General features: G+C 73.9%; 16 protein-coding genes. 7 read left to right on the top strand and 9 right to left on the bottom strand.

The genetic code is table 11. The features are described 5' to 3' along the window. The first annotated feature begins 134 nt into the window (after positions 1-134). Positions 135-1748 (top strand): hypothetical protein, encoded by a 1614-nt coding sequence (locus ACIQF6_RS02310; RefSeq protein WP_400889086.1) that lies wholly within the window; start codon positions 135-137, stop codon positions 1746-1748. A gap of 31 nt (positions 1749-1779) precedes the next feature. Further along, positions 1780-2943, top strand: coding sequence for a glycosyltransferase family 4 protein (locus ACIQF6_RS02305; RefSeq protein WP_400889083.1), 1164 nt, complete (start codon positions 1780-1782; stop codon positions 2941-2943). A gap of 54 nt (positions 2944-2997) precedes the next feature. On the opposite strand, the gene ACIQF6_RS02300 is transcribed toward ACIQF6_RS02305, so the two are convergent. The 3 genes from ACIQF6_RS02300 to ACIQF6_RS02290 all read right to left on the bottom strand — a co-directional run bounded on the left by ACIQF6_RS02300 (position 2998) and on the right by ACIQF6_RS02290 (position 5890). Then, positions 2998-3672: a response regulator gene (locus ACIQF6_RS02300; protein WP_400889080.1), complete on the bottom strand. Its 675-nt coding sequence runs from the start codon at positions 3670-3672 to the stop codon at positions 2998-3000. Further along, a complete protein-coding gene (locus ACIQF6_RS02295) occupies positions 3657-4925 on the bottom strand; it encodes a sensor histidine kinase (RefSeq protein WP_400889077.1) in 1269 nt (422 codons plus the stop codon). Before ACIQF6_RS02295 ends, ACIQF6_RS02300 begins: the two co-directional genes overlap by 16 nt. A gap of 173 nt (positions 4926-5098) precedes the next feature. Next, the gene (locus ACIQF6_RS02290; protein ID WP_400889073.1) at positions 5099-5890 is read right to left on the bottom strand and encodes a DeoR/GlpR family DNA-binding transcription regulator; all 792 of its coding nucleotides are present in this window, start codon (positions 5888-5890) and stop codon (positions 5099-5101) included. A 167-nt stretch (positions 5891-6057) separates the two neighbouring features. Here ACIQF6_RS02290 and galK point away from each other — a divergent pair, with 167 nt between their 5' ends. Continuing rightward, positions 6058-7203 carry a galactokinase gene (galK, locus tag ACIQF6_RS02285; protein ID WP_400889071.1) on the top strand — a complete coding sequence of 382 codons (1146 nt, stop codon included), beginning with the start codon at positions 6058-6060 and terminating at the stop codon, positions 7201-7203. A 227-nt stretch (positions 7204-7430) separates the two neighbouring features. Here galK and galT read toward each other — a convergent pair whose 3' ends face one another. Further along, on the bottom strand, positions 7431-8513 hold the full coding sequence (galT, locus tag ACIQF6_RS02280; RefSeq protein ID WP_400889068.1) for a galactose-1-phosphate uridylyltransferase: 1083 nt from the start codon (positions 8511-8513) through the stop codon (positions 7431-7433). Positions 8514-8773: 260 nt separating this feature from the next. Between galT and ACIQF6_RS02275 the strand changes: the two genes are divergently transcribed. Further along, positions 8774-9676, top strand: coding sequence for a hypothetical protein (locus ACIQF6_RS02275; RefSeq protein ID WP_400889065.1), 903 nt, complete (start codon positions 8774-8776; stop codon positions 9674-9676). 56 nt (positions 9677-9732) lie between these two features. Here the strand turns inward: ACIQF6_RS02275 and ACIQF6_RS02270 are convergent, their stop codons facing one another. After that, complete coding sequence (locus ACIQF6_RS02270) at positions 9733-10119, bottom strand: DUF5997 family protein (RefSeq protein WP_400889062.1); 387 nt, start codon at positions 10117-10119, stop codon at positions 9733-9735. A 58-nt stretch (positions 10120-10177) separates the two neighbouring features. On the opposite strand from ACIQF6_RS02270, the gene ACIQF6_RS02265 reads away from it, so the two are divergent. From ACIQF6_RS02265 to ACIQF6_RS02255, 3 genes are all read left to right on the top strand, one after another. Then, positions 10178-10942 carry a LysR family transcriptional regulator substrate-binding protein gene (locus ACIQF6_RS02265; RefSeq protein WP_400889060.1) on the top strand — a complete coding sequence of 255 codons (765 nt, stop codon included), beginning with the start codon at positions 10178-10180 and terminating at the stop codon, positions 10940-10942. A gap of 130 nt (positions 10943-11072) precedes the next feature. Then, positions 11073-12716 (top strand): phosphoglucomutase (alpha-D-glucose-1,6-bisphosphate-dependent), encoded by a 1644-nt coding sequence (pgm, locus tag ACIQF6_RS02260; RefSeq protein WP_400889057.1) that lies wholly within the window; start codon positions 11073-11075, stop codon positions 12714-12716. Between the two features lie 108 nt (positions 12717-12824). Further along, positions 12825-14378 carry an adenosine deaminase gene (locus tag ACIQF6_RS02255; protein ID WP_400889054.1) on the top strand — a complete coding sequence of 518 codons (1554 nt, stop codon included), beginning with the start codon at positions 12825-12827 and terminating at the stop codon, positions 14376-14378. Between the two features lie 102 nt (positions 14379-14480). Here the strand turns inward: ACIQF6_RS02255 and ACIQF6_RS02250 are convergent, their stop codons facing one another. From ACIQF6_RS02250 to ACIQF6_RS02235, 4 genes are all read right to left on the bottom strand, one after another. Further along, positions 14481-17453, bottom strand: coding sequence for a hypothetical protein (locus tag ACIQF6_RS02250; protein ID WP_400889051.1), 2973 nt, complete (start codon positions 17451-17453; stop codon positions 14481-14483). Then, positions 17453-19363 carry an HSP90 family protein gene (locus tag ACIQF6_RS02245; RefSeq protein WP_400889048.1) on the bottom strand — a complete coding sequence of 637 codons (1911 nt, stop codon included), beginning with the start codon at positions 19361-19363 and terminating at the stop codon, positions 17453-17455. The genes ACIQF6_RS02250 and ACIQF6_RS02245 overlap by 1 nt, the downstream gene beginning before the upstream one ends. Before the next feature lie 117 nt (positions 19364-19480). Beyond that, the gene (locus ACIQF6_RS02240; RefSeq protein WP_400889045.1) at positions 19481-20452 is read right to left on the bottom strand and encodes a hypothetical protein; all 972 of its coding nucleotides are present in this window, start codon (positions 20450-20452) and stop codon (positions 19481-19483) included. Positions 20453-20586: 134 nt separating this feature from the next. Then, a complete protein-coding gene (locus tag ACIQF6_RS02235) occupies positions 20587-21966 on the bottom strand; it encodes an NAD(P)/FAD-dependent oxidoreductase (RefSeq protein ID WP_400889041.1) in 1380 nt (459 codons plus the stop codon). Positions 21967-22075 lie beyond the last annotated feature (109 nt).

The raw sequence follows: 22075 nt of genomic DNA, 5'->3' as shown, positions 1-22075 counted from the left end.
TCCCCTCGAACCGTCCAGTGGTCCAGACCAGGTTCGGATGGTGGTGGCCCCCGCACCCAGGTAGGGAAAAGTCGACCATCAGGTCTCGACCTGGCCCCGCCGACGCCGGCCGGTCCGCCGACTGGAATGGACGAGTGCTCACTCTCCTCCGCCAATTCGACCTCCACCAGCGCTGGTTGTGGTCCGCCGGCTGGCTGCTCTGCGCGGTCTGGGCGGGCGTCTTCCCGCTGGTGTCCCAACTCGGCCCGCACCGCGACTGGGGCGCCGTCGCCACGGCCGGCTACCTGCTGGCCACCGTCGTCGCCGCGCCGCTGTGGCGCCGCGACACCCGGATGCTCTCCGCCCTCCTGGCGCTCGCCCTCTCCGCTCTGCTCCCGCTGGTCCTGGCGCTGCACACCGGCGCGGGCCAGAGCGAGGTCCTGGTGATCGGCCGCTCCGGCACCGAACTGCTCACCCACGGCACGCCCTACCTGCCCTCCCCCACCTCGGTCCTCGACCTGACCCCCTACCTCCCCGCCATGGCCGTCTTCGGCCTGCCCCACGCCCTCCTCGGCCCGCACGCCACCCTCGGCGACCCGCGCCTGTGGTGCGCGGCGGCGTTCCTCGCGACGGCGGGCGACACCTGGCACCTGCTGCGCCAGAGGTCCCCCCAACTCCCGCTCTCCCAGCCGCCCTTGACGCGGACCGCCCGGACAACCCACGCCCGACTCCTCCTCGCTCGGTCTTCCTCGACGCACGCCGCAAGGGCGGCTCTCGCCCGAATCCCGTTCGCCCGCCCCTCCCTGGCACAAGCCGCCGGAACAGTCCTTCCCCTCGGCCAACTCCCGCTCGCCCACCCGCCTTCGGCGCAGGCCGCGAGGCGCGCCCCCACCCGACTCCCGGTGGCCCGCCCACCGTCGGCGCAGAGCGCTCCCACCCGGCTCCCCCTTGCCCACCCGTCCCCGGCGGACCCCGCTCGCCGCACTCAACTGCCTTCCCCCCGCTCCTCGTTGTCCCCGAGCGCCGTGGCACTTCTCGCCTCGCCGGTGGTGGCCCTGCCGCTGACAGTCAGCGGGGTCGACCTGCCGATGACCGGTCTGCTCTGCCTGGCCCTCGCCCTCGCGTCCCGGCGGCACGCAGCCGGTGCCGGACTGGCGCTCGCGGTGGCGTGCGCGCTGAAGTGGACGGCCTGGCCGGCCGTTCCGGTGGCGGTCGCGCTGCTCGCGGCGGTGGCCGGAGGGCGGGCCGCGTGGCGCTGTGCCGGGGTCGCGGTGACGGTCGCGACCGCGCTGACGGCCCCCTGGCTGGTGCTCTCTCCCGGGCCGTTGGTACGCCAGGTCTTCGCCTTCCCTCTCGGCCTCGGTGAGTGGCGGACCCCCGCAGCGAGCCCCCTGCCGGGCCACCTGCTCGCTCAACTCGGGCCCGGCGGCTGGTGGCTGGCGCTCGCCCTGCTGCTTCTCGGTGGCGGTGCGGTCGCGATCTCCCTGATCCGCTGCCCACCCACCAGCCCGGTCGCGGCCGCCGACCGCCTGGCCGCCGGACTGGCCCTGGCCTTCCTGCTCGCACCGGCCGGCCGCTTCGGCTACTTGGCGCTGCCACTCTTCCTCGCCCTCTTCACCCGCCTCGCCTCCCTCCGCCAGACCGACCACCACCCGACCGACCACCGGCCGCCCGACCACCACCCGACCCACCACCACCCGACCGACCACCACCCGACGGCCCTCCCAGCCGAGGACCCCCGGCCATCGGCCCTGATCTCCGCCCCCTGAACCACCCACTCCGACCCGCTTCGAGGCACTCATGGCCACCACACTGATCGTCACCAACGACTTCCCGCCCCGACAGGGCGGCATCGAGACCTTCGTCCACGCGATGGCCGTCCGCGTCCCCGGGCACGACGTGGTCGTCTACACCTCCGCCGAACCCGGCGCGGAGGCGTTCGACGCGACGCTGCCGTTCCCGGTGATCCGCGACCGGTCCCGGCTCCTCCTGCCCACGCCCCGTGTGGCCCGCCGCGCAGCGGATCTCGCCCGGGCCCACGGCTGCGACCGGGTGTGGTTCGGGGCGGCGTCCCCGCTCGCCGCCATGGCTCCGGCCCTCCGGCGTGCCGGCCGGGTGCAACGGATCGTCGCCACCACGCACGGGCACGAGATCTGGTGGGCCCGGACGCCCGGCGCCCGCAGCCTGCTGCGCCGGATCGGCACCCACTGCGACGTGGTCACCTACCTCGGCGAGTACACCCGCCGCCGCATCGCCCCCGCGCTCGGCCCGAACGCGACCCTCTCCCGACTGGTCCCGGGCGTCGACCCGTCGCTCTTCCGTCCCTCGTCCTCCGCCCGCCGCACCGTCCGCGAGCTGTACGGCCTCGGGGACGCGCCCGTGGTGCTGTGCGTGGCCCGACTCGTCCCCCGCAAGGGGCAGGACATGCTGATCCGCGCCCTGCCCGCGATCCGCCGCCGCGTCCCCGGCGCCACCCTCCTCCTGGTCGGCCACGGCCCGGACGAGACCCGCCTCCGCAACCTGGCCGGCCGCCACGCCCCGGGCGCCGTCGTCTTCGCCGGCGGCCACCGTCACATCGACACCGCCCCGTTCTACGCCGCCGCGGACGTCTTCGCCATGCCCTCCCGCACCCGCCGCGCCGGCCTGGAGGCCGAAGGCCTCGGCATCGTCTACCTCGAAGCCTCCGCCGCCGAACTCCCCGTCGTGGCCGGCCACTCCGGCGGCGCCCCGGACGCCGTCCTCGCCCATCGCACCGGCACCGTCGTCAACGGCCGCGACCTCCTCGCGCTCGCCGACGCCATCGCCCCGTACCTCGAAGACCCGTCCCGCGCCCACGAGTTCGGCCGCACCGGCCGCGCCTGGGTGCAAGACCAATGGACCTGGGACGCCTCCGCCGCCCACCTCACCGCCCTCCTCGCCGGCACCTGGCAGCCCACCCCGGCGGACTCCCCGGCCGCGACGTAGTCACCACCCTGGACGCCCGCCCGAAGAGCTGCTCTCGTGCCGCGGGCGCAGGGGTCAGGACGGGTCGGTGGCGGAGGCGTGTTCGCGGTAGGCAAGGACGGCGAGGACGCGGCGGTTGCCCTCGGTGGGGTCGAGGTCGAGCTTCATGAAGATGTTGCCGGCGTGCTTGACCACGGAGGCTTCGGTGACGGTGAGACGGTGGGCGATGGTCTGGTTGTTGAAGCCTTCGGCCATCAGGGCGAGGACTTCGTGTTCACGGGGAGTGAGACGGCGCAGCGGGTCGTCGGCGGTGCGGTGGGCGAGCAGGATGCGGACGACCTCGGGGTCGATGACGGTCCGGCCGGCCGCGACGCGTTCGAGCGCGTCGGTGAAGTCGGCGACGTCCATGACGCGGTCCTTGAGCAGATAGCCGAGTCCGCCCCGGTCGGCGGTGGCGGCGCCGAGCAGCCGGGTCGCGTAGGCGGTGGCGACGTACTGGGAGAGCACCAGAACGGGGAGGCCCGGGTGCTGTTCGCGCAGGTGGAGGGCGGCCCGTAGGCCCTCGTCGCGGTGTTCGGGGGGCATTCGGACGTCGGTGACGACCACGTCGGGGCGGTCCTCGTCCACGGCCCGGATCAGCTGCTCGGCGTCGCCGACCGAGGCGATGACGCGGTGCCCGAGCCGGGTGAGCAGTTCGACAAGGCCGGCCCGGAGCAGCACGGCGTCCTCGGCGATCACGATCCGGAGCACGGTACCTCCAGGCGCAGGCGGGTCGGCCCTCCGGCGGGGCTGGTCACGGTCAGTCGTCCTTCCAGGATGGCCACCCGGTCGGCCAGGCCCTGCAGGCCGGTGCCGGCGGCGGGATCCGCCCCGCCGCGGCCATTGTCGGTGACGGACAGCACCAGCACGTCACCGTCCACCCCGCCTTCGACAGCGATCTCGTCGGCCCCGCTGTGCTTGGCGGCATTCGTCAGCGCCTCGGTGACGGTGAAGTACGCCGCGCTCTCCACCGGGCCGGGGAGCCGCCGCGGCACATCCAGCTCGACCGTCACCGGCACCGGGTGACGCAGCGCCAACTCCTCCAGGGCGGCCGGGAGTCCGTGATCGGTGAGCACCTGTGGGTGGATCCCGCGCACCAGTGTGCGGAGCTGGTCGAGCGCGAGCCGCGCCTCACCCCGGGCCCGGGTGACCAGTTCCGCCACCGGACCGTCCTGCCCGCGCAGTTCGAGCTCGGCCAGGCCCAACGTCATGCCGAGCGCCACCAGTTGCTGCTGCGCTCCGTCGTGCAGATCCCGCTCGATCCGCCGCCGCTCGGCCTCGAAGGCGTCCGCCAACCTGGCCCGCGAGCGGGTGAGTTCGACCACCTGCGCCCCGAGGTCCTCGTCCCGGACCGCCAACAGCAGCCGGGCGAGCCAGACTTGTGCACCGGCCACCAGTGCACCGCTGTACGCCGCGACCACCAGCCCGAGCAGGCCGACGGCGCTTGCCGCCAGCCCGTCGACCGGGCCGGAGACCGCCCGCCCGGGCACCAGCATCACGGTGTCCGGGCTCACCGCCCAGATGAACACCGGCGCGGCCAGCAGGAGCAGGCAGAACCCGATCCCCGCCGCGAACAGCAGCCCGAGGGCGGTGAACACCGTCGACTGCAGGGCGGCGTACCCGAGTTCACGCCAGGTCGCCCGCTCCCGCAACCGGCTCCGCACCCAGCGCTGCCCCACCGTCCGATGGGGGTCGGCGAGTTGAACCGGCTCGACCAGCCGCAGCCGCCGACGCTCGACCGCCCCGACCGGCACCCCGAGAACGGCCGTCCCGGCGAGCACCGCCAGCCCGACCCCGACCGCCGACAGCGCGACGCCCGCGAGCACCCCAACGGCAAGCACCACCAAGGTCAGTACGCCCTGCACCGCCCCGCTCACCAGCAACGCCCAGGCCCGCCACGGCCACCCGGACACCAGGAACCCCAGAGGCCGCCGCCGCACCACCGCCCACACCGCGACGTCCATCCGCCCGACTCCCCCTCACCGTTCGCACCCGACTCTACGCAGCTCGGCCGTCAGCCGTGCTACTCGGCGGTCGGTGGCACCAGCAGCCGCCCGTCCGACGGGCAGCATGGGAAAAAGAGGGGGAGCTGCCCGGCCACGAGTCGAGATCTCGCACGGCGGCCGCTGTTCCCCGCTCAGACGATCAGGAGTTCGCCGCAGGATTCGGTGAGGGCGGTTCGGGCGTCCGCCGGGAGGTCGTGGTCGGTGATGAAGCAGTCGAGGTCGGTGAGGGCCGCAAAGCTGCTGAGGCCGACGATGCCCCACTTGGTGTGGTCGGCGACGGCTACGGTGCGGTGGGCGGAGGCGATCAGGGCGCGGTTGGTCTGGGCCTCGGCGAGGTTGGGGGTGGTGAGGCCGGCGTGGTCGCTGACGCCGTGGGCGCCGATGATCAGGAGGTCGACGTGCAGGGAGCGGATCGCCTGGTCGGCGAGCGGGCCGACCAGCGCGGCGGAGCGGGTGGGGGCGCCGCCGGTGAGGAGCAGGGCGGGGGCGTCCTCGCCGCGCTCGCCGGTGTGGGTGCGGACGAGTTCGGCGACCGGGAGGGAGTTGGTCACGACGGTCAGACCGGGGACGTCGAACAGGCGGGCGGCGACGGCGTAGGTGGTGGTGCCGGCCGAGATCGCGACCACGCTGCCGGGCTGGACCTGGGCGGCGGCGGCTTCGGCGAGCGCGGCCTTGGTGTCGGTCTCCAGGCCGGACTTGGCCTCGAAGGCGGGTTCCTCGGCGGTGGCGGTGCGGGCGACGGCGCCGCCGTGGACCTTGCGGACGGCTCCGGTGCGGGCGAGGGCGTCCAGGTCGCGGCGGACGGTCATGTCGGACACGCCGAGCCGGTCGACCAGTTCGGCGACCTTGACGGCTCCGTGGCGGCGTACCTGGTCGAGGATCAGCGCCCGTCGCTGGGCGGCGAGCAGTGCGCCGTCGGTCACTCGGTCCTCCACCGGGGTGCTGGGGAGCCGTCAGCATAGTCGACCGACCGAATACTGTTCGGCTCTGGTGCTGTGTGTTTGAATGTGTTGAGAATCCCAGTATCCCCTTGAGGGTCTCCGCATCCCTCGAGGAACCCCCACCCCGTGATCGCCCGCTGGAGTGCCCGATGACCACCGACGCCGCCGACGCCTTCGCCGCCGCCTACGGTGACGCCCCCGACGGCGTGTGGGCCGCGCCCGGCCGGATCAACGTGATCGGTGAACACACCGACTACAACGAGGGGTTCGTGCTGCCGGCGGCGCTCCCGCAGACCACCCGGGTGGCAGCCCGACGCCGCACCGACGGCCGGATCCGGCTGACCAGCGTGCAGGGCGACGGCAAGGTCACCGAGCTGGCCCTCGACGGCCTCGCGCCGGGCGCGGTGCCGGGCTGGGCGGCGTACCCGGCGGGCGTGTTCTGGGCGCTGGCACAGGCCGGCCACCCGGTGGGCGGCGCGGACCTCGCGTTCACCTCCGACGTGCCGACCGGCGCGGGCCTGTCCTCCTCGGCGGCGCTGGAGTGCGCCACCGCGATCGCCCTGGACGAGCTGTTCGGTCTCGGCCTGGACGCCCCGACCCGGGCACTGCTCGCCCAGCGCGCCGAGAACGAGTTCGTGGGCGTGCCGTGCGGCGCGCTCGACCAGATGGCGTCCAGCTGCTGCGTGGCCGGCCACGCGTTCTTCCTGGACACCCGGACGCTGACCGGCCGTCAGGTGCCGCTCGACCTCCCCGCCGTGGGCCTGTCGCTGCTGGTGATCGACACCCGGGTCAAGCACGACCTGGGCGACGGCGCGTACGCCGCGCTGCGGGCGGGCTGCGAGCGGGCGGCCGGGCTGCTGGGCGTGCGGGCGCTGCGCGACATCGGCATCGAGGAGCTGGCGGCGGCCGAGGAGAAGCTGCCGGCCGAGCTGCGGCCGCTGCTGCGGCACGTGGTGACGGAGGACCAGCGGGTGCTGGACACCATCCGGCTGCTGGACGCGGGCGAGCCGCGGGCGCTCGGGCCGGTACTGACCGCCGGGCACGCCTCGCTGCGCGACGACTACCGGGTGTCCTGCCCGGAGACCGACCTCGCGGTGTCCGCGGCGAACGCGGCCGGCGCGCTGGGCGCCCGGATGATGGGCGGCGGCTTCGGCGGCTCGGTGCTGGCCCTGGTCGACACCGACCGGCTGGCGACCGTCGAGCAGGCCGTGCGTGACGCGTTCGCGCAGGCCGGGTTCGGCGCGCCGCTGGTCTTCCCGGCCGTCCCCTCGCAGGGCGCGCACCGCATCGCCTGAGCAGGAGGCAGCGCCGGCAAGGGGGCGCAGGGACAGGCAGCAGGCAGCAGGCAGCAGGCAGCAGGACAGAACGAAGCCCCGCCCGGGAACTTCCCTTCCCCGGGCGGGGCTTCGCACTTCCGCGGCCGACGACCCGCGACGACCCGTGCCGGTCCACGTGGCGTACGGACCGGAACCGGCCCGGGCAGCGTCCGAAGCCGCGACGGTCCACGCAGCGTACGGCCCCGCTACAGCTCGCGCAGCGTGCGGGCGGCGGTCTCGGGGCGGATGTCGTTCATGAACGCGCCCATGCCGGACTCGGTTCCGGCCAGGTACTTGAGCTTGTCGGCCGTCCGCCGGACGGTGAACAGCTCCAGGTGCAGCGCGAGTTCGGTCGCGACGGGGCGCGGCGCCTGGTGCCAGGCGGCGATGTAGGGGGCCGGCTCGGGGAACAGGCGGTCGAAGCGGCGCAGCAGGTCGAGGTAGAGCCGGGGGAACTCGGCGCGGGCCGGTTCGTCGAGTGCGGTGAGGTCGGCGACCCGCCGGTTGGGGTACAGGTGCACCTCGTACGGCCAGCGGGCGGCGAACGGGACGAACGCCGTCCAGTGCTCGCCGGCCAGCACCACCCGGGAGTCCGGGTCGCCGACGGTGGCGCGTTCGGCGGCGAGGACGTCGTCGTACAGGTTGCGGCCGGTGGCCCGCCGGTGCTCGGCGACCTTGACGAGGGCCTGGGCGGTGCGCGGGGTGGTGAACGGGAAGGCGTAGATCTGGCCGTGCGGGTGGCCGAGGGTGACGCCGATGTCCGCGCCGCGGTTCTCGAAGCAGTACACCTGTCGGACGCCGGGGCGGGCGTACAGCTCGGCGGTGCGGTCGGTCCAGGCGTCCAGCACCAGGCGGGCCCGCTGTTCGGTCAGGTCGGCGAACGAGGCGCCGTGGTCGGAGGTGAAGCACACCACCTCGCACCGGCCGGTGCCGGGGGCGAGCGTGTACGGCCCGTCCGACCAGGGGGCGACGTGTTCGGCGGAGGAGCCGGCCAGCGACGGGAAGCGGTTCTCGAACACCGCCACCTGGTAGTCCGCGGCGGGCACCTCGCTGAGCCGGCCGTCCCGCGACGGGCAGAGCGGGCACTGGTCGGCCGGCGGGTGGTAGGTGCGGCCCTGGCGGTGCGCGGCGATGGTGACCGCGTCGCCGGTGAACGGGTCGACCCGGACTTCGGAGACGCTCGCCGCCGGGTCGAGCGGGCGGGCGTCGACCGCGTCGCGCACGGTGGGCTCGGTGTCGTAGTAGATCAGTTCCCGGCCGTCGGCCAGCTTGGTCACCGTCTTGTGCACGGCGGCACTCCCTCGAGGTTCGACCATCACGGCAAACATTTTCAAACATGAAACACCGAAATGCAACAGCCTCGGGGCGCGGGCGGGTCGCCTCCGTCCGCCCGCAGTGTCCCCACCGAGAAAACCCGCTGCGGAGTTGTCGTCGCCGTCGATTAGAGTCCGCCACTGAGAAGGGGAACGGTGAGGGCATCCTGCGTCTCGCGTCCACCGGGCGGCGGAGGTACCGCACCCGGGGCCGTTCCCCGGGGGAGAACAAGCACGTGTTCAGGACCGGACGTACGATCCTCGCCGCCACCGCCGTCGTGCTCGCACTGACCGCGACCGCCTGCGGCAGCAAGGCCACCGACGGCAGCACCACGAGTGCCAGGACCACGGCGGAGACGCCGTCGGCAGCCGCTGAGTTGACGCCAGCCGCGCTGCTCACGCAGGTGAGCCAGAAGACCTCCGCGGCCAAGTCCGCCAAGTCCGAGGTCACCATGAAGATCGGCGCCGGCGAGGCCACCAACGTGAAGGGCGCCGTCTCCTGGGAGAACGGCCTCATGGGCGAGCTGACCGGGACCATGGGCGGGCCGGCGGCCGCGAACCTCGCCAAGGCGGGCGGTGACGGCACCTTCACCGCCCGCTACCTGAGTGACGCCATGTACATCAACATGGGCCCGGCGATGGCCTCGCAGCTCGGCGGCGCGCACTGGATCAAGTACAACTACGCGGACCTCGCCAAGCTGATGGGCGCGGCCGGCGACAGCCTCAAGAGCCAGTTGCAGAGCGCCGACCCGGTCTCCTCGGTGCGGGCGCTGATCGCCTCCGGCAAGGTCACCAAGGCCGGGACCGAGAGCGTGAACGGCGTGCAGGCCACCAAGTACACCGGTGACCTCGCGGCGGCCGACATCGCCCAGGCCACCTCCAAGGGGCTCACCCAGGAGCAGGCGGACGCCCTCCAGAAGCAGTTCACCGCCGCCGGGATCACCAGCGACCACATCGAGGTCTGGATCGGCGCGGACAACCTGCTGGTGAAGAAGGTCGAGCAGATGCAGAGCAAGGCCGGCGAGATCAGCGCGACGGCGACCTACTCCGACTACGGCACGCCCGTCTCGACCAGCGCCCCGAGCGAGAGCGATGCGGTGGACTTCGCCAAGCTCATGTCGGGCGCGCAGGCCGGCTGACCGCCTCCGGCCGCCGCGGGACGCACGAACGCGTCCCGCGGCGGCCGGAGCGGGAACTACTTCTTGGCGGCCGGCTTGTCCTTGAGGCGCTGGGCCTCCTTGCGGACCTCCGCCTGGATGGTGCGCTCGCGCTGCAGCCAGTCCGGGTTCTCGTCACGGAGGGCGTTGATCTGCTCGGTGGTGAGGGCCTCGGAGATGCCGGCGCGGTTGAGGCCGGTGACCGAGATGCCGAGGCGGGCGGCGACCACCTGGCGCGGGTGCGGGCCGTTGCGGCGCAGGTCGGCGAGCCACTGCGGGGCGGTGGCCTGCATGGCGTTGAGCTCGTCGCGGGTGACGACGCCCGCCTGGAACTCGGCGGGGGTCGCCGCCAGGTAGATCCCCAGCTTCTTGGCCGCAGTCGCGGGCTTCATGGTCTGGGAGCTCTTGGGCTTGGGCGTAGTCATGCGACAAGGGTATAGGGAGTGCGCACCTGCCCAGGTCACGGTGGGTAGCCTGGACGGTGTGACCGAGATCGAACAGCCCTCCTCCCCCTTCCGCCTGGTGTACGTGCCCGGGGTGACGCCGACCAAGTGGCTGCGGGTGTGGGGTGAGCGGCTGCCCGACGTCCCGCTGGAACTCCTGCAGTCCACCCAGGAGGCCGGGCACGGCCTGCTGCTGTCGGGCGGCGCGGACGCCGGCCTGGTGCGGCTGCCGGTGGACCGGACGGTGCTGAGCGCGATCCCGCTGTACACCGAGACCACCGTGGTGGTGTTCCCGAAGGACCACTGGCTGGCCGCCGCCGAGGAGGTCACCGTCGAGGACCTCGCCGAGGAGATCGTCTTCCACCCGCAGGACGACGCGCTGGAGTGGCCGGAGGGCCTCCCCGGCCGCCCGGCGTTCGAGCGCCCGGCCACCACCGCCGACGCGATCGAGCTGGTCGCCGCCAATGTCGGCGTGCTGGCCGTCCCGCAGTCGCTGGCCCGGCTGCACCACCGCCGCGACCTGACCTACCGCACCCTCGCGGACGTCCCGCAGTCCCGGATCGCCCTGGCCTGGCCGGAGGCGGCGACCACCGACCTGGTGGAGGAGTTCATCGGCATCGTGCGCGGCCGCACCGCCAACAGCTCCCGCGGCCGGGGCGCCGCCGAACCGGCGAAGAAGCAGCCCGCCGCGAAGAAGGCCCCCGCCAAGTCCGCCAAGACTGCCAAGTCCCAGCCGCACCAGGCCGCCCGCCAGCACAAGCCCCGGACGAGCCAGACCCAGGCCAAGCGCGGCCGCAAGCGGTAGGCCGGCGGCATCCCGTTCGTCCGACGCACCGTCAGTCCGGGTTCCCTCCGTGTTCCCGCAGTTGGGGCGGTGTGGCCCGGATGATGGTCGGCGGGCATCCTTGCCGTACCGACCTAGGAGAGAAGCCACGATGGTGCATGAGCGGGCTGGGCAGCCGGCGCAGCCGCAGGACCTGATCGACGTCGCGCGTCTGGTGACGGCGTACTACACCTTGCATCCGGATCCGGCGGAAGTCGGGGAGCGGGTGGCGTTCGGGACGTCCGGGCACCGGGGGTCGTCGCTGCGGGCGGCGTTCAACGAGGACCACATCGCGGCGACGGCGCAGGCGATCTGCGACTACCGGGCCGAACAGGGCACCACGGGGCCGCTGTTCCTCGGCATCGACACCCACGCGCTGTCGGAGCCGGCCCGGGCGACGACGCTGGAGGTGCTGGCGGCGAACGGTGTCACGGTGCTGCTCGACTCCGCCGACGGCTACACCCCGACGCCCGCCGTCTCGCACGCCGTCCTGGCGCACAACCGGACCCTTCCGGCGGCGCTCGCGGACGGCATCGTGGTGACGCCGTCGCACAACCCGCCCGCCGACGGCGGCTTCAAGTACAACCCGCCGCACGGCGGCCCCGCCGATTCGACGGCCACCGGCTGGATCGAGCGGCGCGCCAACGAGCTGCTGGCGGGCGGGTCGAAGGAGGTCCGCCGGATTCCGTACGCGCGGGCGCTGGCGGCGGACACCACCGGCCGCTACGACTTCCTGGGCACGTACGTGGACGACCTGCCGGCCGTGGTCGATCTCGCCGCGGTGCGGGAGGCGGGCGTGCGGATCGGCGCGGACCCGCTGGGCGGGGCGTCCGTCGCGTACTGGGGGCGGATCGCCGAGACGCACCGGCTGGACCTGACGGTGGTCAATCCGCTGACCGATCCGACCTGGCGGTTCATGACGCTGGACTGGGACGGGAAGATCCGGATGGACTGCTCCTCCCCGTACGCGATGGCCTCGCTGATCGACCGTCGGCACGCGTTCACGCTGGCCACCGGCAACGACGCGGACGCCGACCGGCACGGCATCGTCACGCCCGACGGCGGGTTGATGAACCCCAACCACTATCTGGCCGTGGCCATCGACTACCTGTTCCGGCACCGCGAGGGCTGGCCGGCGGCGGCCGCGGTCGGCAAGACGCTGGTGTCGTCCTCGATGATCGACCGGGTGGCGGGCGGGCTCGGCCGGGAGCTGCTCGAAGTCCCGGTCGGGTTCAAGTGGTTCGTGGACGGGCTGCTGAACGGGACGGTGGCGTTCGGCGGCGAGGAGTCCGCCGGGGCGTCGTTCCTGCGCCGCGACGGCTCGCCGTGGAGCACCGACAAGGACGGCATCCTGCTGGCCCTGCTGGCGTCCGAGATCACCGCCGTCACCGGCCGCACCCCGTCCGAGCACTACCGCGAGCTGACGGCCCGGCACGGCGACCCGGTCTACGCCCGGGTGGACGCCCCCGCCGACCGCGACCAGAAGGCCGCGCTGGCCGCGCTCGACGCGTCCCGGGTCACCGCCTCCGAGCTGGCGGGCGAGCCGATCACCGCCGTTCTCACCCACGCCCCGGGCAACGGCGCGGCGATCGGCGGTCTGAAGGTCTGCACCGAGAACGCCTGGTTCGCGGCCCGCCCGTCCGGCACCGAGGACGTGTACAAGATCTACGCGGAGAGCTTCCGCGGCGCCGAGCACCTGGCGCAGGTCCAGGACGAGGCCCGTTCCCTGGTCGGCGAAGTGCTGACGAAGGCCTGACACCCGGATTGGCGCTGTTCCGCCACCTCACCACTCGTCCGGGTGGTGTGGACGCGACACGGGCGGCCGGACGGAGTACGGCAGCTGACGAAACGTCAGCATGGCGGCATGATCTCGCTTCGCCGTACCACCACGGCCGCCCTCGTCGCCTGCGCGGCCCTGCTCGCGCCGTTGGCCCCCGCCCAGGCCGGGACGCAACTCCCCGGCGGGCGCCCGCTGGAAGGCAGGGTCGCCGCGTTCCTGGACGGAATCCGGCAGGACCCGGCCCGGCTGGACGCCTTCCTGCGGCAGCTCCCCAAGGGCGGTGACCTGCACAACCACCTGTCGGGTGCGGTCTCGACCGAGCTGCTGATCCAGCTGGCCGCCGAGGACGGGCTGTGCATCGACTCGGAGACCTTCGTCTCGGCCACCGGCCCGTGCCAGGGCACCGCCCGCCCCGCCCAGGACGCGGTCACCGACCAGGACTTCCGCACCCAGGTGATCCGGTCCTGGTCGATGCAGGACTTCGCGCCGGGCCAGGAGTCCGGCCACGACCACTTCTTCGCGACCTTCGGCAAGTTCGGCGAGGCCAGCTGGCGCCACCCGGGCCGGATGCTGGCCGAGGTGACCGACACCATGGCCGCCCAGCACCAGAGCTACCTGGAGACGATGCTCACGCCCGCGTCGGGCGGGGCCGCCGCACTCGCCGCGAAGACCGGCTTCGACCAGGACTTCGCGGCGCTGCGGCAGCGGCTGCTGGCCGACGGCCAGATCCAGACGCTGGTGGACCAGGCCCGCGGCGACCTGGACCGGGCGATGGCCGAGTACCAGGACACCGAGCACTGCGGCACCGCGCAGGCCCGCCCCGGCTGCGCCGTGACGGTGCGCATCCAGTCCCAGGCCTCCCGGGCCGCCGCCCCGGCACGGGTCTTCACCCAGCTGCTGCTCGGCATGGAACTCGCCTCCCAGGACCAGCGGTTCGCCGCGGTGAACCTGGTGCAGCCGGAGGACTACCAGGCCTCGCTGGACAACTACGACCTGCAGATGCGGATGCTGGACTTCCTCCACCCGCTGTACCCGAACGCGCACATCAGCCTGCACGCGGGCGAGCTCGCACCGGGCCTGGTCAAGCCCGAGGACCTGCGCTTCCACATCCGCCAGGCCGTGCTGACCGGCCACGCCGAGCGGATCGGGCACGGCGTCGACGTCGCCAACGAGGACGACTCGGCGGACCTGCTGCGCACCCTGGCCGAGCGCAAGGTGCTGATCGAGGTGCCGCTCACCTCCAACGACCAGATCCTCCAGGTGTCCGGCCAGGACCACCCGTTCGCGCTGTACCGGAAGAGCGGCGTCCCGACGGCGCTGTCCACGGACGACCCCGGGGTGGAGCGGATCGACATCACCCACGAGTACCTCCGGGCCGTCCGGACCTACCAGTTGACGTACCGGGACTTGAAGGACCTGGCGCGGACCTCGCTGGAGTACGGCTTCGTCGGCGGGCGCAGCCTCTGGCAGGACCGCAACGGCTACCGGCCGGTGGCGGAGTGCCAGGACCGCCCGCTGGGGACGAAGCCGACGTCCGCGTGCGCGGCGCTGCTGCGGGACAACCCGAAGGCGGCGCTGGAGTGGCAGCAGGAGGGCGCGTTCCGGGACTTCGAGCAGGCGGTGCTGCGGGGCAAGTAGCCCGCGGGCGGTGAACGGCCGACGGCCCGCCGGGAGGGTTCCCGGCGGGCCGTCGGCGTGTCGGCGCCGCTGCGTCGGTGCCGCTGTATCGGTGCCGCTGCGTCAGTGCTGGCGGCGCAGGTGGGTGTGCAGGTCGTCGAGGACGTCGGCGGCCTGCGGTTCGCCGATCTCGCGGCACCAGGCGATGGCGGCCTCCAGCCGGGTCAGCGCGTCCTGGGTGCGGTCGAGGCGGTTGCCCTCGATCAGGGCGGCGTAGCGGATGGACTCGGCGCGGGCCAGGCGGGCGTCGGTGCCGAGGGAGGCGAACGCGGCGATCGCCAGTTCCATCTCGGCGAGGGCCTCCTCGGGGCGGCCGAGGCCGACCAGGGTGCGGCCGCGGGTGTCGTGCAGGGTGCCTTCGGGGCTGCCGCTGCCGAGTTCGTGGCCGTCGCGCTGGGCGTTCGCCACCACCTCGGCGGCCTCGTCGAGCCGGGCGAGGGCCTCGTCCTGGGCGGTCGCGCCGAGGGTGTCGGCGGTGATCCGGGCCAGGCGCAGCAGCATGTCGAAGGCCGCGGCGGCGTGCGGTGCGGTGCGGTGGCTGTCGAGGGCGCGCTGCCGGGCCAGGTCGGCGGCGGGCCACTGGCCGGTGCGGGCCAGCGCGACGGCGGCCTCGCAGGCGACCATGGTGTGCACCTCGCGGTCGTCCCAGCCGGCGGCGAGGTCGGCGATGTGCAGGAACTCCTCGGCGGAGGGCCGGTGTTCGTCGAGTTCGCGCAGGGTGCGGGCGAGGTCGAGGCGGATCTGCGCCTGTTCGCGGACGTCGAGCGAGGCGAAGCCCGGCTCCAGCCGGACGGCCTCCAGGACGGCGGCGGCGTCGGCGAACCGGCCGGACGAGGCCAGCACCTGGCCGAGGCGGCCGCGGCAGGAGGCGGCGTCGTCGGCCTGCCCGGCGTGGTCGAAGCGGGCGGCGGCCTCGGTGAACGCCCGTGCCGCGGACTCGTGTTCGCCGCGGGCGAGGTGGATCCGGGCCAGCAGCAGCTGTACCCGGGCGGGGACGGCGCTGCGGTCGTTGTACTCGGCGGCGATCTTCAGCCCGCGCTGGGCGAGCTCCTCGGCGCGCGCGAACTCCTCGTCCTCCAGGGCGAATTCGCCCTGCCAGCCGTGGACGGCGACCAGCTTCCAGCGGATGTCGGCGGCCACGATCCGGCGTTCGGCCTGCTCGATCAGCTCGATGGCGGCCTGCCTGCGGCCGGTCAGGACGTAGGCGCGGACCAGGAACTGGTGCGCGTTGACCTCGGTCGCCGCGTCGTCCTGCCGGACGGCTTCCGCCAGCAGGCGGCCGACGGCGGCCTCGGTGCGGGTGAGGTCGCGCTGCTCGGGTTCGTCGGCGGGGCGCTGGTGGCTGTCCGGCAGGTCCTGGCGGATCGCGACGACGGCGTGGGCGTGCAGCACGGTGAGCAGCGCGTCCTGGGCCCGGACGGCGTCGGCCTCGATCAGGTCGCGGACCTGCTGCTCGTAGCGGTCGAGTTCGGCCACCAGGTCGCCGGCGGCGCCGGTCCCGGCGTCCTCGACGTCCTCAACTCCGGCGTGGGCAGTGGCGTCGGTCCCGGTCGTGGCGTCCGGCTCGGGCAGGACCGCTGCCAGCGCGCGGCAGCCGATCGCCTGGGCGTCCCGTCCGACCTGCTGGTAGAGCTCGGCGGCCTCGGTCAGGTGGGCGGCCAGTTCGTGGTCGGGCAGGCCGTCGCGGCGGGCGCGCTGTTCGGCGAGTTCGGCGCGCATCAGGTCGAGCGGCCCGAGGTCGGGATCGTCGGGGTGCTGGTAGCCGTCGGCGGCGGCGAGGGCCTCGATGCGCCGCCACAGGGCGGCCGCCTCGGGGTGCCGGCGGTCGCGCAACTCGCGGGCGCGGGCGACGAGTTCGGCCACGCTCTCGGTGGCGGCGGGAGCTGCCTGCGCCGCGGCCGCCGGGCTGGGCGCGGCGGCGGGCGCGGGGGTGGCGGCGCGCAGGCCGAGGGCGAGCGGTTCGGCGAACAGCGGGGTGCGGGCCAGGCGTTCGCGGCGGGCGTCGCCGACGGCGGTGGTGCCGCCCCGCGCGTCGAAGCGGGCGGCGAGGGCGTCGCCCTCGGTGCGGAGTTCGGCGAGCAGCCCGTCGACCGTCCAGCTGTTGCCGGGCGGGCCGGCCACCGGGACGCCGCCGTGGCCGGTGGCGGCGAGGCGGGCGAGCAACTGCTGGGTGCCGGTCAGGAAGTGCAGGCGGGCCAGCGGGTCGCCGTGCTGGTCGAACAGGTCGCGGTTGTCGGCGAGGATCTCCAGGCCGCGCGGTTCGTTGCCGGTGAGCGCGCAGAACTCCAGGTGCAGGCCGATCTCCTCGGCGGCGCGCGAGCGGCCGCGGGCCCACCGGTAGCCGGTGAGGTGGAACGAGCGCGCGTCGTCGATCCGGCCGACCCGCAGCAGCGGCAGCAGCGCGTGGGCGCGGCTGACGTGCGGTTCCTCCGCGCAGGAGTGTTCGCCGTCGAACACCGGCCGCCAGACCGACAGCGCCCGTTCGTCGTCGCCGAGGCGGACGAAGTGCCGTGCCTGGGAGCGCAGTTCGCACGCCCGGCAGTCGCTGAACGAGGACCGGGCCCGGGCGGCCCACAGCTCGAAGGCGTTCTCGACGCCCTGGCCGGTGAGCGCGGCCAGGTGGTACTGCTCGCCGTAGTAGGGCTGGAGGTCGTGGCCGGCGCTGCGGTAGTGCTCGCGCAGTTCGCCGTGCCAGCGGCGGACGGCCTCCAACGGGACGTCGGGGACGCTGCGCAGGGCGTTGGCGACCCACTTGTAGCGCCAGTCGGTGGCGCGCTGGGCCCAGCCGTCGAAGCCTTCGGGGTGCTTCTTGCGCAGGGTGACGACCCGGGCGAAGACCACCGGGAGCTTTCGCCGTTCGGCGTCGTTCTCGTACGCCTCCATCAGGTCGAGGAGGGCGTAGGCGAGCAGCTCCGGGTCGTCGAACTGCTCGGCGGCGTCGACGAGTTCCTCGGCGGTGACGGTGCGCTGCCGGCCGTGCGGCTGTTCGTCGTTGGCGCGCAGGGCGGCGCGGACGGCGTCGATGGTGTCGAGCATCACGGCTCCCGGTGCGGCGTGGTGGGCTCGTGGCCGAGCATGGCGTGGTCGAGCAGGGCGAGGAACGAGCGGTTGAGCAGCGCGGATTCGCTGGCCTTGAGCGGGCGCCGGGTGAGCAGCAGGGCCTGGCCGTACAGCGCTTCCACGGTGGTGGTGACGAGTTCGAGGTTCCGGATCCCGGCCGCCCGCCGGACCAGCGGGTTGAGATGGTTCAGGACGAGCTGCGCGCGCGGCGCGGAGCTGCCCAGCGAGCCGAGGATGTCGGCCCACAAACCGTCGGCCTGGTCGGCGAGTTGGGTGCGGGTGCGCTCGTGCCGGGCTTCCCGGTCGTCGAGCAGCAGGGCGGGGGCGCTGCTGGGGTGGAAGGTGCGCAGCGCGACGTCGCAGTCGAACCGGCCGAGCACCTCGCGGGCGGCGGCGAGGAAGGCGGCGGCGGCGAGTTCGGTGGCCGGGTCGACGTTGTCGAGGTGGGCGGTGACGGTGGCCGGGTCGAGGTCGGCGACGCTGGTGCCGGTGCGGATCTCGGGCAGCCGGTGGACCAGGTCGCGGTCGTAGGTGTAGCCGCCGTTGATGACGCCGAGGCCGGCCGCGCCGGCGATCGGGGCGACCTGGCGGAACTCCTCGACGGTGCGGGTGACCAGGATGACGGGGTGGGCGCGGGCGAACTCGTCGAGGGTGACGTTGCCGTCGGTGGTCTCGAACGGCAGCCAGGGCAGCAGCATCTTCAGCAGCTGGTCGTCGTGCCGGGCCAGCGACTTGACGGCCAGGTGGTGGATGGACAGGAAGCGGTGCAGCAGCCCGGGGTCGCTGGCGGACAGGCCGGTCAGCCAGTCGCGGATCCGCAGGCCGAGCGCCTCCCGGACGGCGGCCAGGGTCTCGTCGGCGTACAGCGCCTCACGGGAGGCGGTGGGGCGCAGCTGCTCGGCGTCGACCACGCAGCGCACGAAGAACGCCCAGTCGGGCAGCAGTTCGTCGGCCTGGTCGGAGAGCAGCATGCCCTTGAGGTGCACCCGGTGTCCGGCGCGGCGGGAGGGCGGGACGGCCTCGGGCAGCACGTAGGCGACGCCGCTGAGGCCGACCAGCGGCAGGTCCAGGTCGATGGTGTCGAGCGGGGCGAAGTCGAAGGTGTCGCGGCAGTGCGCGGTGAGCGCCTCGCGGCGGGCGGCGGGGGTGTCGTACCGGCGGGCCCAGGGCGCGGGGGTCTGGTTGATCTGCGTGCTGCGGCCGGCGCCGTCGACCACGGTGACCTGGTGGCGCAGCAGGCTGCCGTAGTGCCGGGCGAGTTCGGTGACCCGCCGGGTGGAGGTCCACTCCTCGGCGTCGGCGCGCGGGGTGAGGATGACGGTGGTGCCGGGCTCGGGGCGGGCCGAGGCGGGCAGCGTGGTGATGGTGTAGCGGCCGTCGGAGCGGCCGCGCCACTCGATCACCGGGGCGTCGGGGGTGCGGGCGGAGCGGGTGCGGACGGTGATCTCGTCGGCGACCACGAAGCAGGCCAGCAGGCCGATGCCGAACTGTCCGATGAACTCGGCCCGGGCGTCGGCGAGTTGGCCGGCGTCCAGGGCGCCGTCGGAGGTGCGCTTGGAGCTGCGGCCGATGGTGGCGAGGAAGGTGTGGACGTCGGCCTCGGTCAGGCCGACGCCGGTGTCGGAGACCGAGAACTCGTCGCCGGTGGTGACGGTGATGGCGGCCGGCGCGGCCGGGTCGAGCTGGCGGCGGGCGGTGATCGCGTCGACCGCGTTCTGCAGCAGTTCGCGCAGGTAGACGCGCGGGCTGGAGTACAGGTGGTGGGAGAGCAGGTCGACCAGTCCGCGCAGGTCCACCTGGAAGGTGTGCGCGCTGGAGTCGTTCGGGGTCACCGGGCGGGTCCTTCGCTTCGGGGTTCGGTGCGGGTCACGGCTGCGGCCGGTCATCGGGCGCGGGCGCAAGGCGTCGGGCGCAAGGCGTCAGGCGTCAGGCGTCAGGCGTCAGGCGTCAGGCGTCAGGCGTCAGGCGTCAGGCGTCAGGCGTCAGGCGTCAGGCGTCAGGCGTCAGGCGCAGGCTGCGCGAACGCGGCGGAAGGTGTCCACCGGGTCGCCGCCGAGGTAGTTCCAGGGGTCTTCGCAGACGGCGTTGCCGATCTCCTGGAAGATCAGGTTCGCGGCGTGCGGCTGCCCGGCCAGGTAGAAGGCCATCGCGAAGGTGTTGTGGGTCTGCGCCCAGGTCCGGCCGCGGACGTGGTCGGGGTGCCGGATCGAGCGGTCGGCGGCCTCGTGGAGGGAGTCCCGGACCTGGTTGCGGCCCATGTACGCGGCGTCCTCGCCGGAGGGCAGCGAGAGCCAGTGCTCGATGTGGGCGAGAGCGACGAGTTCGCCGAGCGGGCTGCCCTCGGGGGCGGCGAGCATCGAGGCGCGGGCGAAGGAGTGCATCTGCTCGTGCGAGCCGCTCCACTTCGCGCGCAGCTGCTGCAGCCGCTGACGGTGCGAGGCCGGGTGGCCGGGGCTGCGGCGCAGCGCCGCGTCGAAGCGGTGCCGGGCGGCGGAGCGGTCGACGGACGCGCCGCGGCCGCTCATCTGCAGGAAGAGCCAGGGGCCGAGCAGCTCCGGGTCGAGTTCGGCGGCCTTGAACAGCAGTTCCTCGCCTGCCTCCAGCCGTTCGTGGAAGGTCTTCCACTGCTCCTCGCTGACGTGCTGCGCGCGGGCGGCGGTACGGGCCTCCCAGCCCCAGTGGATGTGCCGGGCGCCGTGGGCGAGCAGCGTCACCGGGTCCTCGGGGTCGGCCGCGAGGGCCTGGCCCAGCCAGCTCTCGCTGCCGGTGACGTCGGCGAGCAGGCCGATCATCAGGGTCAGGTCGTCCTGGTCGACGGCGCGGTCGAGGACGGCGCGGACGCCGGGCCAGTCGCCGGCCAGGGCGCGCTCCCGAAGCAGCGTCAGCTCGGGGTCGCCGTGGGCCGGGTCGATGGTGAGGCCCGGTGCACCGCCGCCCGTGTTCCAGCGGCGCGTCAGCCGCGCGAACAGTCCCATGCCCGGTTCCCCTCAAAAGTGCCGTTTGTCCACGTGGGCGGCGCTCCGCTGCCCGGACGGATGTTCATATCACGTCCGTGCGACAGGTGTGCGAATCAATTTCCGGTGGGACGGGCGACCGCGCCGACAGTGCCTCAGGCCCGGCCGCTGATCCGGTCGGCGAGGCCGGCGAGCGGGGAGGTGGTGGCGTGCTCGCGGCGATCGGCATGCCGGTAGACGGCGTACAGCCCGTGCACGCCGAGCCACCGCAGCGGTTCGGGCTCCCAGCGGCGGACGCGGTGGCCGACCCAGGGCAGCTCGGTGAGTCCGGTCCGCTCCCCCTTGCCCAGCTGCCGCAGCGTCAGGTCGCGCAGGGTGCGGCCGGCCAGGTTGGCGGTGGCGACGCCGCTGCCGACGTAGCCGCCGGCGAAGCCGAGCCCGGTGGCGGGGTCGAGGTCGACGGCGGCGCACCAGTCGCGGGGGACGCCGAGCACGCCGGACCAGGCGTGGTCGATCCGGGCGTCGGCCGCGGCGGGGAACATCTCCCGCAGGATCGCCCGGAGTTGGGCCACCGTTCCGGCGGGCGTGGCCCCGTCCTGGTCGATCCGCGAGCCGTACCGGCACGGGCGGCCCCGGCCGCCGAGCGCGATCCGGTCGTCGGCGGTGCGCTGCGCGTACATGTAGGCGTGCGCCTCGTCGCCGAGCACCTCGCGGCCGTTCCAGCCGATCGCCTCCCACACCTCGGCGGGCAGCGGATCGGTGGCGATCATCGAGGAGTTCATCGGCAGCCGACTGCGCTTCTGTCCGGCCAGGTTGGCGGTGAACCCCTCGGTGCACCGGAGCACCACCCGGGCCTTGACGCCGCCCTGCGCGGTGCCGGCCCGCCCGGGGGTGATCGTGGTGACGGGCGTCGACTCGTGGATCCGTACGCCCAGCCGCTCGACGGCGGCGGCCAGGCCGACCACCAGCTTCGCGGGGTGCACCCGTGCCCCGTTCGGCGTCCAGGTCGCCGCCAATGCGCCGTGCACGTACAGCCGTTCGGCGGTCTGTGCGGCGCTCAGCAGGTGCACCTCGTCCGCCCCGAATGCCTGCTCGTGCGCGAACCGCTCCTTCAGTCGCGCCAGTTGGGCGGGTGTCCGGGCCACCTCCAGGACCCCGCCGCGGTGCGCGTCGCAGTCGATGCCCTCCTCGTCGACGGCCCGCAGTGCCTCCGACACCGTGTCGTTCATGGCGAGTTGGAGCCGCCGTGCGGCCTCCTCCCCGTGCAGCCGCGCGTACCGGCCCCGCCCGGCGATCCCGTTGTACAGCCAGCCGCCGTTCCGGCCCGACGCCCCGTACCCGCAGAACTCGCCTTCCAGCACGACCACTTCGAGTTCGGGTGCGGCCCGCTTCAGGTAGTAGGCGGCCCACAGCCCGGTGTACCCGCCCCCGACCACGCAGACGTCGGCCTCGATCTCGCCGGTCAGTGCCGCCCGCCGCGCGGGCAGCCCGGTGGCCGCGTACCAGAAGGAGACGCCGCCGTTGACGGTACTCATGTGGCTGTCCTGCTTCCGAAGACGTGGGGGGTGCGATGCGTGCTGGGACGGTAGTCGGGCCGCCCCGAGCGCGGCAACGAACACCGTGTCAGCCCGCCTGCCCGCGGAC

The sequence above is a fragment of the Kitasatospora sp. NPDC092948 genome (genome assembly GCF_044754805.1).
Lineage (GTDB): Bacteria > Actinomycetota > Actinomycetes > Streptomycetales > Streptomycetaceae > Kitasatospora.
The sequence above is the reverse complement of the archived record's forward strand: the minus strand, read 5'-3'. Positions and strand labels throughout refer to the sequence as shown.